The sequence below is a fragment of the Leclercia sp. genome (assembly GCF_036780805.1).
GTDB lineage: Bacteria > Pseudomonadota > Gammaproteobacteria > Enterobacterales > Enterobacteriaceae > Enterobacter.
On record NZ_DAIQCE010000016.1, the window covers coordinates 1 to 15343 of the forward strand.

Below are 15343 nucleotides of genomic sequence, written 5' to 3' on the forward strand. Positions count from 1 at the left end.
GCTACGAGGGGGAGGCCGCCTGTCGGCTGGAGGCCCTGGCGCTGCGCGGCGGGCCGGTCAGCCATCCGGTCACCTTGCCGGTACGCGACGGCGAGCTGGATATGGTCACCTTCTGGCAGCAGTGGCTGGGCTGGCAGGCACCGGCTGAGGCGCGGGCGTGGGCATTTCACGACGCGCTGGCCCACGGCCTGGCGACGCTGGCGGCGCTGCACGCCAGGATGCGCAACCTCGACACTGTCGTTTGCAGCGGTGGAGTGATGCATAACCGGCTCCTGCGGGAACGCCTGCAGTTCTGGCTGGACGATTTTACCGTGCTGTTTCCCGGGCGGCTGCCCGCCGGAGACGGCGCGATTGCATTTGGGCAGGCGGTGATTGCCGCCGCGTCTCTTTCTTAAATCGGGATATCAGGATGTTTATCAAATACTTCAATAACCACCCCAAAGCCATGGCGCTGATGCTGGCCTTGATCGCCACCAATATACTCGCCTGGGGAACCGCGTTTTACCTGTTTCACAACACCCCGTCGCTGATGGCGGCCAGCCTGCTGGCGTGGTGCTACGGCCTGCGTCACGCGGTGGATGCCGACCACATCGCCGCCATTGATAACGTCACCCGCAAGATGATGCAGCAGGGCAAACGTCCGTGCGGCGTCGGGGCCTGGTTCTCGCTGGGCCACTCCAGCATCGTGGTGCTGGCCTCGATTGCCATCGCCGCGACCGCGACCGCCTTCAGCCGCAACATGGAGTGGTTCCACGAGACCGGCGGCACCATCGGCACGGCGGTGTCGGCCTTTTTCCTGCTGGCGATGGCGCTGGTGAACCTGGCGATCCTGCGCGACGTCTGGGGCAGCTTTAACAAAATGAAGCGCGGCGAGAAGGTGCCGGAAGAGGTCTCCTTTGCCCGCGGCGGGGTGATGAACTGGCTGTTCCGCTCGGCGTTCCGCCTGGTGACCCGCAGCTGGCATATGTATCTGGTGGGCTTCCTGTTTGGCCTCGGCTTTGATACCGCCACCGAGATCGGGGTGCTGGGCATCTCCGCGGCCGGGGCCTCCAGCGGCATGTCGGTGTGGGCGATCATGGTCTTTCCGCTGCTGTTCACCAGCGGCATGGCGCTGATCGACACCCTCGACAACCTGATCATGGTGGGTGCCTACGGCTGGGCCTTCAACAAGCCGCAGCGCAAGCTCTACTACAACATGACCATCACCGGCACCTCGGTCGTAGTGGCGCTGTTTATCGGCGGGCTGGAAGCGCTGGGCCTGCTGGCCGATAAGTTTGGCCTGACGGGTGGGCTGTGGAACGGCGTGGCCGCCCTAAATGACAACCTCGGCAACGCCGGGTTTATCGTGGTGGGGCTGTTTATCCTCTGCTGGATCGCCTCTCTGATCAACTACCGCTTCAAAGGCTACGACGCGCTGGTCGTACGCTAACGTCATCGCTGTCCGTTCGTCATGACATTTATGACGAACGGCGGGTTCCCCGCAAACCCTCTCCCGTATTTTTCCACTATTTCAAACGCTTAACTCCAAATTGCAGGCTGGCACACTTAATGCATACCGCTGAGGACATATTACTAACGGAGTAACTACCGATGAAGAAAGTCGTCACGGTTTGCCCCTATTGCGCATCGGGTTGCAAAATCAACCTGGTGGTCGATAACGGCAAAGTCGTCAAGGCTGAAGCGGCACAGGGTAAGACCAATCAGGGCGATCTCTGCCTGAAAGGCTACTACGGCTGGGATTTTATCAACGATACGCAGATCCTGACCCCGCGCCTGAAATCACCGATGATCCGTCGCGAGCGCGGCGGCAAGCTGGAAGCCGTCTCCTGGGACGAAGCGCTGGATTACGTTGCCACTAAGCTCAACGCGATCAAAGCCGCACACGGCCCGGATGCGATCATGACCACCGGGTCATCGCGCGGCACCGGGAACGAAACCAACTACATCATGCAAAAATTTGCCCGCGCGGCAGTCGGCACTAACAACGTCGACTGCTGCGCGCGCGTCTGACACGGCCCATCGGTTGCAGGTCTGCACCAGTCGGTCGGTAACGGCGCAATGAGTAACTCCATTGTTGGCATCGAGAATGCCGATATGGTCTTTATTTTCGGCTATAACCCGGCGGATTCGCACCCTATCGTGGCGAACCGGGTGATCAAAGCCAAACGCAAAGGGGCGAAGATTATCGTCTGCGATCCGCGCAAAATTGAAACCGCGCGCATCGCCGATATGCACATCGCATTGAAAAACGGCTCCAACATCGCGCTGCTTAACGCGATGGGGCACGTGATTATCGAAGAGCAGTTGTACGACCGCGCCTTTGTGGCGGCGCGTACCGAAGGCTTCGAAGAGTATCGCAAAATTGTCGAAGGCTATACGCCGGAGTCCGTCGAAGCGATCACCGGGGTGACTGCCCAGGAGATCCGCCAGGCGGCCCGGATGTATGCCGCAGCGGAAAACGCGGCCATTCTGTGGGGCATGGGCGTGACCCAGTTCTACCAGGGCGTGGAAACCGTCCGTTCCCTGACCAGCCTGGCGCTGCTGACCGGCAACCTCGGCAAGCCGTACGCGGGGGTTAACCCGGTGCGCGGCCAGAACAACGTCCAGGGCGCGTGCGACATGGGTGCGCTGCCGGATACCTATCCGGGCTATCAGTACATCAACAACCCGGAAAACCGGGCGAAGTTCGCCAAAGCCTGGGGCGTGGACGCGCTGCCAGCCCATACCGGCTATCGCATCAGCGAGCTGCCTCACCGGGTCGCGCACGGCGAAGTGCGTGCCGCGTACATCATGGGGGAAGATCCACTCCAGACCGACGCCGAGCTGTCTGCGGTGCGTAAGGCCTTTGAGGAGCTGGAGCTGGTCATTGTGCAGGATATCTTTATGACCAAGACCGCGGCCGCCGCCGATGTGATCCTGCCGTCCACCTCCTGGGGTGAGCACGAAGGGGTTTACACCGCCGCCGACCGTGGTTTCCAGCGCTTCTTCAAAGCGGTAGAGCCGAAGTGGGATCTCAAAACCGACTGGCAGATCATCAGCGAGATCGCCACCCGGATGGGTTATCCGATGCACTATGACAACACCCAGCAGATCTGGGATGAACTGCGTCATCTGTGCCCGGATTTCTTCGGTGCCACCTACGAGAAGATGGGCGAGCTGGGCTATATCCAGTGGCCGTGCCGCGACGAGTCAGAGGCCGATCAGGGGACGGATTACCTGTTCGAGAAAGCGTTCTCCACCCCGAACGGGCTGGGGCAGCTCTATACCTGCGACTGGGTAGCGCCAATCGACAAGCTCACCGAAGAGTACCCGCTGGTGCTGTCGACGGTGCGTGAAGTCGGCCACTACTCGTGCCGCTCGATGACCGGTAACTGTGCGGCGCTGGCCGCGCTGGCGGATGAACCGGGCTATGCCCAGATCAATACCGCCGACGCGAAGCGCCTCGGTATTGAGGACGAAGCCCTGGTGTGGGTCACCTCACGCAAAGGCAAAGTTATTACCCGCGCCCAGGTGAGCGATCGCCCGAATATTGGTGCGGTGTATATGACCTACCAGTGGTGGATTGGTGCCTGTAACGAGTTGGTGACGGAGAACCTGAGCCCGATTACCAAAACGCCGGAGTATAAGTATTGCGCCGTGCGCGTGGAGCCGATTGCCGACCAGCAGAGGGCTGAACAGTATGTGATTGATGAGTATCACAAGCTGAAAAAGCACCTGAGGGAGCTGGCAAAAGGGTAAAGCAGCCCAGAATGGCCGCCCGGCGGCGCTTTGCTTGCACGGGCCTACGATTCTGTAGACCGGGTAAGCGCAGCGCCACCCGGCATAAATGCGAGCGTTATCCTACTCAGCAGCCCTCAGGGGCTGCTTTTTTTGCGTGTTACTTAAATTAAAAAACAGAAGCATCTCATTCTTTAATCTGGAATATATTCCTTCGATTGAAAAAGCTAAAAATTTAAATGGAAGTAGAGGGTAGCCATTCAGCCATCCGGGTGTTTACATGGGTAAAATAAATAATATAAACATTGCGTCGTTTATTTTTGTATGTCTTAATAGCGCCATCGGTTTGGAAAACAGACCTTACGAAAGCAGTTTTAGTAAAGCAGTCCTCAGTTCAAGTGTTATCCACAGATACCCTTCTTCGTGAGTCTTCTCCTAAGTGCCAGGTAAGTCACTCTCTCAATACAGGCCATCATCGCCGCGCTTAAGTGGCTCATAATTAAGGAATTATCTATGTCTAATAAAATGACTGGTTTAGTAAAATGGTTTAACGCAGATAAAGGTTTTGGCTTTATCACCCCTGATGACGGCAGCAAAGATGTCTTCGTACATTTCTCTGCTATCCAGAGCGACAGCTTCAAAACGCTGGAAGAAGGCCAGAAGGTCTCCTTCACCATTGAAAATGGCGCTAAAGGTCCTGCTGCCGGAAACGTCACAGTCCTGTAATCTGCGTTAATTATCAGTAGTTATTACGATAGCGATGAAGGTAATAGCCTGAGCAGTTAATTTCTGCTGATAATAAAATAAACCCGCCATGAGCGGGTTTTTTATTTTGTTACTTAGCCGGCGTCTGTGCCTGCTGCTTTTTCATTTTATACATCTCTTTATCAGCCAACAGGATACTGGTTTTTAGATCCTGGCTAAATTTGCTGACACCGTATGAAATAGTGCTGGTTATCACTTTGCCATTCACCACAATTGACCGCCGGGCAATCTCTTCCGCGATCCTTTCCATCACCCGCTGCGCAGAGCTTTTCTGTTCGGTTTTGATAATGATCAGAAACTCGTCACCGCCGTAACGAATGGCAATATCGTCTCTGCGGAGCGTATGTTTAATCACGTCGGCGACCATTTGCAGCACCCTGTCGCCTACCGCATGACCATGCATGTCATTAACTGTTTTGAACTTATTACAATCCACCAGGGCAAAAAAGCTGCTTTCAAGCGTGGAGTGGGTGAGCTCAGCTTCGATTTTACGGCTGTACAGACCCGTTAAGTGGTCGATTAAGGTATGGCGCGCCACGCTGGTCAGATAGCGTGAAGTCAGTTTCACCACCAGCATAAACAGAAGCAGCGTAATCGGTATAAGCAGCTTGAACATCAGGCTGTGAAAAATAGAGGCAAAAATGTTGATATGGGTGATCACCTTAAACTGCGATGACAGCCCTGATTCAACGTTAGCCTGGAAAGAGTGGGTAATATCGCAGCCAAAAATGCACAATATGTTCGGACTGTCCGTCTCATGCAGCGTGATCTTCACCCATTTATTCTGGCGGGCTAAGGTTTTCGCGAGGCCGTGCAGCTCTTCAAGATTGTGATCGTAAAGCAGGTAGGCGACCGGCTCGGTGCTACTGTTCAGATCGTAGATAAAACTCACCACGCTGTAGGCGTCGGTTCGGGTGATCAAATCATGATAAATGGGGGTGGCGACCGTGCCCTTTTGCGTCAGGTTATGGGTCAGCTTGCGCTTATAATAATCCGGCATACTGGGAATATAAAAAGGCAGTTCGTTGAACATCTTCGAATCTTCAATAGAAAATGTGTCTGACGTGATCCTGCTGAAAAAATAGAACATTTTTTGCCGCATGCTGATGATATAGCGAAAACCCTCTTTGGTGGAAAGATCGCTTTTAGCAATGTTCTGCCGCACAAAAAGTGCCGACGAGACTAGGCATCGCTCAGCCAAATCGGGCGGCTGGTATAAAAACAGGCTGCCCTGATCTGCGGCGGCGTCGTTGAATTTCTGCCAGTGCCATTCGTCATTTTCCTGGGCCAGCGCCGGGATTTCGCACCTGCCGTGTTGCAGGGAAGTGGTGTATTTGGTGGTTATCGCATCGGCGATATTTTCATTTTCATCAAAAATGTTCAGCAGTCTGGCGCGCACCTCGTTGGTCAGCTTGATGGCTTCATTTTTTTGATGGAGGTAAATAAACGTCATCATGATCGCCAAAAATATTACGCAGACGGCTGCGGCGATAGCATAGACTTTGCTGGCGATTTTCTTTCTGGAAAAGCGAAACATTATCCTTTACCCCGTATAAGCGTGAATGGAAGCTGATTTTTCTTTCATAATGCCTTCCAGCGGCTGCGGTTTCGCTATGTAATATCCCTGAAGATAATCCACGCCAAGCTGCGATAACAGCTCCTGATGCGCCTGCGTCTCCACATACTCAGCAACGATAGACATGCCTTTTGCCCGGGCGATATCAATAATTGATTTTACAATCAGCTGATCCACTCTGTTACTCGTAATTTCTTTAATGAACATCCCGTCAATTTTAACGATATCGGCATCAAGATTTTTCAGCCTTTCATAGTTCGCATACCCGGTACCAAAATCATCAATAGCAATGTCAAAGCCGTAATGACGTAAGGATTTAATGTTATTGAGTACGTTTCTTTCATTTAAAAACAGCTGTTCTTCGGTGACTTCAAAGACAATGTTGTCGGGTTTTTTATTCTTCTTCTCAAACATGAAAATGATCCTTTCAGCCGTGTGTTCATCTGCCAGGGTTTCCGGGGTGATATTGAGTGAAAAACGAATGTCCTGGCACTTATCTAAATTTTCATGATAAAAATCGATAAAGGCTTCCAGTACCTTGAAGTCGAGCAGTCCGCACAGGCCAAACTCCGTAATCGTTGGTATAAATTTATCAGGCGTAACGATCTCGCCGTCGAGTTTCATCCTGCAGAGGATCTCATAATATTGTTCGTCACTGTTTCTGCGTTCTATTTTTTGCGCATACAGCACAATGTCATTGCGGAGCAGGGCATGCTTAAGCTTTTGCAACAACGCGATATCCAGCGTCATATGTTGCTCAATGAAATGTTGGTTTTTATCAAGCGCGCTAATTTTATCCAGGCCTTTGGTGGTCGCCAGATAATCCAGCTCGGAGATAGACTTGCTTAAATCAGCCTGCGTGTTGTAGGCCACCCACGACAGACCGAACGCGACCTCCACGTCGCTAATCCTGGCATAAGTTTTTGCCTGATTAAGCTTCTTCAACAGCGCCTGCATGATGTTACGGCCACTCTTCTCCGGCAGAACAATCAACAAATCGCCATAAGGCACGGAATAGACGCTGTAGTTTCCCGGCAGGAATTTTTTCAGTAAATAATAAACGGCGACTTTGGCATTAACGCGGAAGGTAAAGCCAAGATGCTTATCAAGGTTATCGGCAGAGAATATTTTTACGTAACAGAGCATCGCCGGATGGGTCAGTTGCTGAAGATCTTTATTCAACAGCAGCAGGTTCGGCAGCATGGTCAGCGGCTCCCGGCGGGCAGCGGCGGTTATTTTTACGTTTGCCTGCTTCAGATTTCTTTTCATCGTGGCGAGATAGGCATTGGCGATAGTGAACACGATAAAAAAGGCGGAGAAACAGGTTAAAAGCTGCTGTTTCTCGACAGTTTTAATAAACTGCGGGTTACCGGTGATGAGTATAAAAATGGCAAACGGCCATACCAGCGAGATAAAGGCCGCACTAAAATTAATCACCCCATACACAAAGGCCAGAAACACCAGCGGAATGGCGTAACTGGAGATAACCGGGTACTGGCTGACATTGGTATAGGTAAAAATAAGCGCGCTGGTTACGATCATCCAGGCAAATAAGGTATTGCGGTTGCTGGCTTCGAGGATATTCCTGGTGCAGAATTTCCGGGCGTAATGCCACGAAGTCAGGAATCTTAATAAGTAATATAAACCGGAGCTAAAGACCACTGCGGGCATCATCAGACTTTGCAAATTCAGGATCAACAGGCGAATTTCACTGGCTGAAAAGTAATACTGAAAATCATCGGGGATGAGGGTTAGCGCGCCAACAATATACATTGCCGCCTGGGCGAGAATGGGATAAATAAATCCGAAACACCACAGCCGGACAAAAATTCCTGTGCTCCTGGTGATATCTATTCTGGCATAGCGCCCCAGTCTTTTATGTAAAATAAACTGGGCAATCGCCAGCGGGATCATCAGGCTGAGCGTCACCGCCCAGGTTTGGGTGATATTAAGCGTCAATTCATGCTGCAGTGACAACCAGGTAGCCAGCGTTAATGCGGGCAAGACGCTGGCACCATAAATACCGACCAGCGCGATAAAAAGGCTGATAGGCAAATACGCCACGTAAATAATGGTATGGTCAATTGCAACGCGTGGAGAAAGCTCTCGCAAGACAGGCAGAAAAACAAGTACAGTAATAAATGTAATCACTGTGTGAAGAATTTTGCTGCTTTTGTGTAAATTATAATAAGACTTTATCGATTCAGTAATGGTCATGAAATGCTCGTCACAGAGTAGCGTTACCATAAAGCAATGTGCAGGCATCCTTTCCGGCTTGATAACATGTAAATATTATGCATGTTAAATCTTAACTTAAATTGATTAGTGTGAACATGATCACACTCAATTTCCCGGTGTTAAGACTGGCAATTCATGAATGGTTTTCATAACTCCTGTCAGGTTCTGCCTCTTAATTGCCGCCGCCGTTTTATTTTAAAATGCCTGTCTGACAGCGCAGAGGAGTTCAACCGTGGAATATGCAGAATTAAGCAATAGCCTGAAAATGCCGATGGCCGGTTTTGGTGTTTTTCAGGTCACCGACAAAGAAGAGTGTAAGCAGTCCGTGTTGAGTGCCATTCGGGCAGGCTATCTTCTGATCGATACCGCTGCGGTCTATGGCAATGAAGATGCCGTGGGCGACGCCGTTCGGCAAGCCATTGCCGAGGGGCTGTGTACCCGCGATGAACTGTTCATCACCTCAAAACTGTGGGTGCAGGACATGGCCAGCTACGAGATGGCCAAAGCGGGGATCGAGGCGTCGTTAGAAAAATCGGGGCTGGAATATTTTGATCTCTACCTGCTGCATCAGGCCATGCGGGACTATTTCAGCGCGTGGCGGGCGATGGAAGAGGCATATGATGCCGGTAAACTGAAAGCGATTGGCGTGTCCAATTTTTATGCCCATGTCTTAGCCAACTTCTGTGAAACCGTCCGAATCAGGCCGATGGTCAATCAGGTAGAGCTGCATCCTTACTTTGCCCAACCGGCCGCGCTGGAAACCATGCGCTATTACAACGTGCAGCCTGAAGCCTGGGCACCGTTAGGCGGTGGACGACACAAGCCGTATGAAAATGCGATGCTGCAAGGCATTGCCGACGCCCATAACAAAACCATTGCGCAGGTGGTGCTGCGCTGGAACGTGCAGCGCGGCGTAACGGTTATTCCAAAATCCACCCATCAGCATCGGATTGAAGAGAATTTTGCCATCTGGGATTTCTCCCTGACGGAGAGCGAAATGGCGCAGATCGGCTCCCTCGATCTGGGTTACGTCGGGGAGTCCGTGAAGCATTTTAACCCGGATTATGTGCGTCACTGCCTGGGCGTCACGCTTCACGACTGAGCCGCTACGCCACGATTTCACCCCTTGCCGGGGTGAAATCCTCAGAAATTCCAGTCCTCATCTTCGGTCTCGACCGCTTTACCCATCACGTACGACGATCCCGACCCCGAGAAGAAGTCGTGGTTTTCGTCGGCGTTGGGTGACAGCGCGGCGAGGATCGCCGGGTTTACCTCCGCCATCTCAGGCGGGAACAGCGCCTCGTAGCCGAGGTTCATCAGCGCCTTGTTGGCGTTGTAGCAGAGGAAGGCCTTCACATCCTCTTCCCAGCCGGTGCCGGCGTACAGCTCCTCGGTGTAGGCCAGCTCGTTGTCATACAGGTCCATCAGCAGATCCAGCGCAAAGCCTTGCAACGCCTCGCGCTCCGCCTCGCTCACTTTCTCCAGCCCTTTCTGGTACTTATAGCCAATGTAGTACCCGTGTACCGCCTCGTCGCGGATGATCAGCCGGATCAGATCCGCGGTATTGGTCAGCTTGCCCCGGCTCGACCAGTACATCGGCAGCCAGAAGCCGGAGTAGAACAGGAACGACTCCAGAAACACGCTGGCGATCTTCTTCTTCAGCGGCTCGTCGGCGCGGTAGTGTTCCAGCACCCGCTGGGCCTTGCGCTGCAGAGCGTCGCTCTCTTCGCTCCAGCGGTAGGCGGCATCCACGTCCTGGGTGGTACAGAGCGTGGAGAAGATCGAGCTGTAGGAGCGGGCATGCACCGCCTCCATAAAGCTGATGTTCGACATCACCGCCTCTTCGTGGGGCGTCAGCGCATCGGCGATCAGAGCCGGCGCGCCCACCGTGTTCTGCACCGTGTCGAGCAGCGTCAGGCCGGTAAAGACGCGAATGGTGAGCTGCTGCTCGGCGTGGCTCAGGGTGGCCCAGGCCTGCACGTCATTCGACAGGGGCACCTTTTCCGGCAGCCAGAAATTGCTGGTCAGGCGGTTCCACACCTCCAGATCCTTATCATCTTCAATCTTGTTCCAGTTAACGGCGTGAACCCGTGACAGTTTCATCTTCTCTCCTTACAGTGCGCAGGACACGCAGCCTTCTGTTTCGGTGCCTTCCAGCGCAAGCTGGCGCAGGCGAATGTAGTACAGGGTCTTGATCCCTTTCTTCCACGCGTAAATCTGCGCTTTGTTGATGTCGCGAGTGGTGGCGGTATCCGGGAAGAACAGCGTCAGCGACAGCCCCTGGTCGACGTGCCGGGTCGCCTCGGCATAGGTATCGATAATCTTTTCCGGGCCAATCTCGTAGGCGTCCTGATACAGGGCCAGGTTCTCGTTAGTCATAAAGGGGGCAGGGTAGTAAACGCGCCCGGTTTTGCCCTCTTTGCGGATCTCAATTTTCGAGACGATAGGGTGAATGCTCGAGGTCGCATGGTTGATATACGAGATCGACCCGGTGGGCGGCACCGCCTGCAGGTTCTGGTTGTAAATGCCGTACTGCATCACGTTGTCCCGCAGCTGCTGCCACATCTCCCGCGTCGGCAGGGTTACGCCTGCCCGGGCAAACAGGGCGCGCACCTTCTCCGTTTTTGGCTGCCAGTCGTTTTCCAGATACTGACTGAAATATTCCCCGCTGGCGTAGCGCGACTGTTCAAAGCCCGCGAAACGCTGCCCCTTTTCACGGGCCAGCTTCATCGAGGTGTTCAGGGCGTGCCAGGTGATGGTGTAGAAATAGAAGTTGGTGAAATCCAGCCCCTCCGGGCTGCCGTAGGCAATCCCCTCCCGCGCCAGATAGCCGTGCAGGTTCATCTGCCCGAGGCCGATGGCGTGCGAGGCGGCATTCCCGGCCTCCACCGACGGCACGCTGCGGATGTGGCTCATGTCCGACACCGCCGACAGGCCGCGCACCGCGGTTTCAACGGTGCGGCCAAAGTCAGGGGAGTCCATGGTGTGGGCAATGTTCAGTGAGCCCAGGTTGCAGGAGATATCGTGCCCGACCCGGGTGTAATCCAGATCCTCGTCATAGGTTGAGGCGCTGTTGACCTGCAAAATCTCCGAGCACAGGTTGCTCATGTTGATTCGCCCGGCAATCGGGTTGGCGCGGTTAACCGTGTCTTCGTACATGATGTACGGATAGCCGGACTCAAACTGGATCTCCGCCAGCCGCTGGAAGAAGTCGCGGGCGTTAATGTAGGTCTTACGGATCCGCGAGTCCGCCACCAGCGCGTCGTATAGCTCGCTCACCGCCACGTCGCCGAACGGCTTGCCGTAGATGCGCTCCACGTCATAGGGCGAGAACAGCGCCATGTCGGCGTTCTCCTTCGCCAGCCGGAAGGTGACATCCGGGATCACCACCCCCAGCGACAGGGTTTTGATGCGAATTTTTTCGTCGGCGTTTTCCCGTTTGGTATCGAGAAAACGCAGGATATCCGGGTGATGGGCGTGGAGATAGACCGCCCCGGCTCCCTGACGCGCCCCCAGCTGGTTGGCGTAGGAGAAGGCATCTTCCAGCATTTTCATCACCGGGATCACTCCGGAGGACTGGTTCTCAATGCGCTTGATCGGCGCGCCCGCTTCCCGCAGGTTCGAGAGTAAAAACGCCACGCCGCCGCCGCGTTTGGAGAGCTGCAGCGCCGAGTTCACGGCGCGGCCAATCGACTCCATATTGTCCTCAATGCGCAGCAGGAAGCAGGAGACCAGCTCCCCGCGCTGGGCCTTGCCGCAGTTGAGGAAGGTGGGCGTGGCGGGCTGGAAGCGTCCGGCGAGCATCTCGTCGGTGAGCTGGCGGGCGAGGGTTTCATCCCCCTGAGCGAGGGTCAGGGCCACCATCACCACCCGATCCTCGAAGTGCTCGAGGTACTGCCTGCCGTCGAAGGTTTTGAGCGTGTAGCTGGTGTAAAACTTCCATGCGCCAAGGAAGGTCTGGAAACGAAAACCGCTGGCGTGAGCATGAGCAAACAGGCTCAATACGAAGTTGCTGTCGAAGCGTGACAGAATCTTCGGATCGTAGTAACTCTCGCTGACCAGGTAATCGAGACGCGCCTGCGGGCTGGCAAAGGTCATGCTGTTGGAGTAGACGTGGGCGTTAAAAAAGGCGTCCACCGCCTCATGATCTTTGCTGAACTGGATCTTCCCGTCCCGATCGTACAGGTTCAGCATGGCGTTCAGCGCATGGAAATCGGTCGATCTCTGCATCACGCGCTCTGCGGTTGTCGTTGCCAAAATTCGTTCACTCCTTTACGCACGTTGTCGACGTCCTGCCGGGTTCCCATCAGCTCGAAGCGATAGAGGAACGGCACGCCGCATTTTTGTGAGATGACATCCCCGGCGCGGCCAAACGCCTCGCCGAAATTACGGTTGCCGGCGGCAATCACCCCGCGGATAAGCTGCCGGTTATGCGGATCGTTGAGAAAGCGGATCGCCTGTCGCGGTACCGCTCCGGCCGTTCCGCCGCCGCCGTAGCTGGGCACCACCAGAATAAAGGGCTCGTCTACCTGGATCCGCTCCCGCTCGTTCAGCGGGATCCGCACGGCGGGCAGCCCGACGCGCGCGATAAAGCGGTGCGTGTTCTCCGAGCTGCTGGAGAAGTAAACGAGCAGGCTCATGCCCGGGCGGCCTGCGCAGGCTGGGGCAGACGGTTAATCAGATCGGGGCGGAAGCCCGACCAGCGCGTTTCTCCGGCAATCACCACCGGCAGCTGGCGAAATCCCTCGGCGCGAAGCGTCTCTGCTGCATCGGCAACCAGGTCAACGTTCACCAGCTCGAAGGCCAGGCCGCGGCTCTCCATCGCGCGTTTGGTGGCATGGCACTGCACACAGTCGTTTCGAGTGTAAATAATAATGCGCATGATTCGTATTTCCATCTAGAATAGGATTCCGACGCCACGTAGTGCGTCACCAGGAGTCTGTCTTGCTAAAGGGAATACTAGATGTAGTTGTCGTAAGTTTCAACCATACAAGATATGGGAAAATTCGATAGATCGACTGCCGGTGATGCGTTCAGCGGGAGAGGGCGCACGCAGGCCTGAAAAAAGAAAAACCCCCACACCGCAGGGCATGGGGGTCAGAAGGACGAAAGCCGGATTGAGGGTTATTTGCGCAGGGCGAGCAGCGCGCCGATAAAGATCCCCACCGCGGCGACGGTACCTACCGCACACACCGGACGTTCACGGATAAAGGTGCTGGCGCAGCCCATCGCATCACAGGCGGCCTGCTTGCCGGTCGAGCGACCCTGCAGACGTGCGCGAGTTTCACGCAGCAGCGATTTGGCCTTACGTCTGGCGTCATCCGCGTCGTCCTTCGCATCCGATCCCCAGGATTTCAACACGCTTTCAAGCGAATCCGCTAATTTCCTGACATCGTTATGGATATCCTGAACATCGTCGTCAACATCGTTTCGGTTCGAACGGTTAAACATATGCTTCTCCCTTGTATTTGCGGTAATTAAGAGTTTAGACCACCTTTTTAATATCTGAAGCCGGTCACGGCTTATCAGGCCGTTTATGGATTTTTCTGAAAGCCCTGCTATTGCTCAATACGGTAAGGTTGCCCGGCAGGAAATGATAACGAGGAAAGAATATGTATTTACGACCCGATGAGGTTGCGCGCGAACTTGAAAAAGCGGGATTTACCGTGGATGTGGTAACCCCAAGAGCATACGGGTACCGTCGTGGCGATAATTATGTTTATGTGAACCGCGAAGCCCGTATGGGGCGCACCGCGCTGATCATTCACCCGACGCTGAAAGAGAGAAGTCTTTCCTTTGCGGAGCCTGCTTCAGAGATCAAAACCAGCGACCATTATCAGCAGTTCCCGCTCTATTTAGGGGGCAATAACCAGGAACATTATGGTATTCCGCATGGCTTCAGTTCCCGCATGGCGCTGGAACGCTTTCTGAAAGGCCTGTTTGGCGACTCGCAATAACGACGCGACTGGCTTTCGCCAGTCGCCGTACTTTACGCTTTGACCTGATGATACTGGCTGACTTTGAACAGACGTCGGCAGTAATCGAGGAAATAGCCGTACACCGCACCCATCATCATCGACACCACGATATTGGAACTGACCGCCGCGGCGATCTGATGCCAGTCAGCGCCCACCGTTAACAGGATTGCGACGTACACCGGTGACTGGAAGGTGACATAGGCCACCACGTCGGCCAGGTTTTTCATCCAGCCGGTAGGGAAATAGCGGCGGGCAACACGCATCACCGCATCGCGATAGAAACCGTATGGCCATGCAATAAGGATATTCACCGGGACGGCCACCAGGCGGGAGGAAAGCGACTGCTCGAAGCTCATTCCGGAGAGGAATATTTCAATCAGCATGTTCACCACCGAACAGTAGACCACCATAGCAAAGGTATCCGCTACCGCGTGACGCAGGCGAGACTGCCGAGAGAACATGTCCTGACTCCTTGAAGGTCGTGTAACAGAGAGGCTAAAGCGGGTTGGGTTAGTGCTTTAGTTTGCTTTATTTTTCGTGTATAGCGTATCTCTCTGCATTGAAACCTACAATTAGCGATAAATTTTTATTTAATGGCGTTTTGTCCCTAAAATTCTCTAAACGAATCGGTTTTGCCAGCGCGGCGGCATTTTCTCTTCGGTCTTGGTTTTTATCTTTTATAAACAATGCGTTGCATTTTTATTTTTCAGCGCCTGGCATGGGCTGTCTCCAGGGGCTAAAAATTCGCGCTTTGCTTGCTGGTTATCTCGTTAGTTTGAGTTTGTTTAGCGTGAAACGCTAAAAAGCCCATTTTCGTTTTATGCGGTAAAAGTGAATGAAAATTCGCTATCTCTGAAGGGGGGCATCACCTCTCAATTCCTGCGGAAACGTTCAGAAATGAAATAATCATTAAAGTATTAATCAGGATAAATCATACAAAAAGAGAAGCACTGCGCTTTATATTTTCTTAGTTTCGTTTAATTTGTGATAAATTATATTTTCGTGCGCTGTTGTCTGGATGTTCATAAACAAATGAATTACCATGGCCGCTATTGTTTATTTTACCGAC

General features: G+C 53.8%; 14 protein-coding genes. 6 read left to right on the top strand and 8 right to left on the bottom strand.

The genetic code is table 11. The features are described from left to right. The 4 genes from V7Q49_RS21580 to cspE form a co-directional block, all read left to right on the top strand. Positions 1-395, top strand: a 395-nt coding sequence (locus V7Q49_RS21580; RefSeq protein ID WP_442913090.1) for a Kae1-like domain-containing protein, incomplete at its 5' end; no start/stop codon positions are given. A gap of 14 nt (positions 396-409) precedes the next feature. Continuing rightward, positions 410-1429 carry a HoxN/HupN/NixA family nickel/cobalt transporter gene (locus tag V7Q49_RS21585; protein ID WP_333855049.1) on the top strand — a complete coding sequence of 340 codons (1020 nt, stop codon included), beginning with the start codon at positions 410-412 and terminating at the stop codon, positions 1427-1429. A gap of 161 nt (positions 1430-1590) precedes the next feature. Then, positions 1591-3738, top strand: coding sequence for a formate dehydrogenase subunit alpha (gene fdhF, locus V7Q49_RS21590; RefSeq protein ID WP_333855051.1), 2148 nt, complete (start codon positions 1591-1593; stop codon positions 3736-3738). Positions 3739-4230: 492 nt separating this feature from the next. Beyond that, complete coding sequence (cspE, locus tag V7Q49_RS21595) at positions 4231-4443, top strand: transcription antiterminator/RNA stability regulator CspE (protein WP_106994905.1); 213 nt, start codon at positions 4231-4233, stop codon at positions 4441-4443. Between the two features lie 109 nt (positions 4444-4552). Here cspE and V7Q49_RS21600 read toward each other — a convergent pair whose 3' ends face one another. Then, on the bottom strand, positions 4553-6019 hold the full coding sequence (locus tag V7Q49_RS21600) for a GGDEF domain-containing protein (RefSeq protein ID WP_333855053.1): 1467 nt from the start codon (positions 6017-6019) through the stop codon (positions 4553-4555). A gap of 6 nt (positions 6020-6025) precedes the next feature. Continuing rightward, positions 6026-8275, bottom strand: coding sequence for a sensor domain-containing phosphodiesterase (locus V7Q49_RS21605; RefSeq protein ID WP_333855055.1), 2250 nt, complete (start codon positions 8273-8275; stop codon positions 6026-6028). Positions 8276-8528: 253 nt separating this feature from the next. Here V7Q49_RS21605 and V7Q49_RS21610 point away from each other — a divergent pair, with 253 nt between their 5' ends. Beyond that, entirely contained in the window at positions 8529-9398 is an 870-nt protein-coding gene (locus V7Q49_RS21610) for an aldo/keto reductase (RefSeq protein WP_333855057.1), read from the top strand. 41 nt (positions 9399-9439) lie between these two features. On the opposite strand, the gene nrdF is transcribed toward V7Q49_RS21610, so the two are convergent. From nrdF to V7Q49_RS21635, 5 genes are all read right to left on the bottom strand, one after another. Continuing rightward, positions 9440-10399 (bottom strand): class 1b ribonucleoside-diphosphate reductase subunit beta, encoded by a 960-nt coding sequence (nrdF, locus tag V7Q49_RS21615; RefSeq protein ID WP_333855059.1) that lies wholly within the window; start codon positions 10397-10399, stop codon positions 9440-9442. A 9-nt stretch (positions 10400-10408) separates the two neighbouring features. Next, positions 10409-12553 (bottom strand): class 1b ribonucleoside-diphosphate reductase subunit alpha, encoded by a 2145-nt coding sequence (gene nrdE, locus V7Q49_RS21620; protein WP_333855061.1) that lies wholly within the window; start codon positions 12551-12553, stop codon positions 10409-10411. Beyond that, a complete protein-coding gene (gene nrdI / locus V7Q49_RS21625; protein WP_333855062.1) occupies positions 12526-12936 on the bottom strand; it encodes a class Ib ribonucleoside-diphosphate reductase assembly flavoprotein NrdI in 411 nt (136 codons plus the stop codon). The genes nrdE and nrdI overlap by 28 nt, the downstream gene beginning before the upstream one ends. Then, entirely contained in the window at positions 12933-13193 is a 261-nt protein-coding gene (gene nrdH / locus V7Q49_RS21630) for a glutaredoxin-like protein NrdH (RefSeq protein ID WP_333855064.1), read from the bottom strand. The genes nrdI and nrdH overlap by 4 nt, the downstream gene beginning before the upstream one ends. Positions 13194-13420: 227 nt before the next feature. Beyond that, on the bottom strand, positions 13421-13747 hold the full coding sequence (locus V7Q49_RS21635; protein WP_333855066.1) for a DUF883 family protein: 327 nt from the start codon (positions 13745-13747) through the stop codon (positions 13421-13423). A gap of 161 nt (positions 13748-13908) precedes the next feature. Here V7Q49_RS21635 and V7Q49_RS21640 point away from each other — a divergent pair, with 161 nt between their 5' ends. Then, a complete protein-coding gene (locus V7Q49_RS21640; protein WP_333855068.1) occupies positions 13909-14253 on the top strand; it encodes a DUF2002 family protein in 345 nt (114 codons plus the stop codon). Between the two features lie 32 nt (positions 14254-14285). Here V7Q49_RS21640 and alaE read toward each other — a convergent pair whose 3' ends face one another. Beyond that, positions 14286-14735, bottom strand: coding sequence for an L-alanine exporter AlaE (alaE, locus tag V7Q49_RS21645; protein ID WP_333855070.1), 450 nt, complete (start codon positions 14733-14735; stop codon positions 14286-14288). Positions 14736-15343 lie beyond the last annotated feature (608 nt).

What these genes read in the sequence shown, in the direction of transcription:
- nrdF (WP_333855059.1), bottom strand. Translation starts at nt 10,399, where the DNA reads ATGAAACTGTCACGGGTTCACGCCGTTAACTGGAACAAGATTGAAGAT.
- V7Q49_RS21585 (WP_333855049.1), top strand. Translation starts at nt 410, where the DNA reads ATGTTTATCAAATACTTCAATAACCACCCCAAAGCCATGGCGCTGATG.
- V7Q49_RS21640 (WP_333855068.1), top strand. Translation starts at nt 13,909, where the DNA reads ATGTATTTACGACCCGATGAGGTTGCGCGCGAACTTGAAAAAGCGGGA.
- alaE (WP_333855070.1), bottom strand. Translation starts at nt 14,735, where the DNA reads ATGTTCTCTCGGCAGTCTCGCCTGCGTCACGCGGTAGCGGATACCTTT.
- nrdI (WP_333855062.1), bottom strand. Translation starts at nt 12,936, where the DNA reads ATGAGCCTGCTCGTTTACTTCTCCAGCAGCTCGGAGAACACGCACCGC.
- V7Q49_RS21635 (WP_333855066.1), bottom strand. Translation starts at nt 13,747, where the DNA reads ATGTTTAACCGTTCGAACCGAAACGATGTTGACGACGATGTTCAGGAT.
- cspE (WP_106994905.1), top strand. Translation starts at nt 4,231, where the DNA reads ATGTCTAATAAAATGACTGGTTTAGTAAAATGGTTTAACGCAGATAAA.
- V7Q49_RS21605 (WP_333855055.1), bottom strand. Translation starts at nt 8,275, where the DNA reads ATGACCATTACTGAATCGATAAAGTCTTATTATAATTTACACAAAAGC.
- V7Q49_RS21600 (WP_333855053.1), bottom strand. Translation starts at nt 6,019, where the DNA reads ATGTTTCGCTTTTCCAGAAAGAAAATCGCCAGCAAAGTCTATGCTATC.
- nrdH (WP_333855064.1), bottom strand. Translation starts at nt 13,193, where the DNA reads ATGGAAATACGAATCATGCGCATTATTATTTACACTCGAAACGACTGT.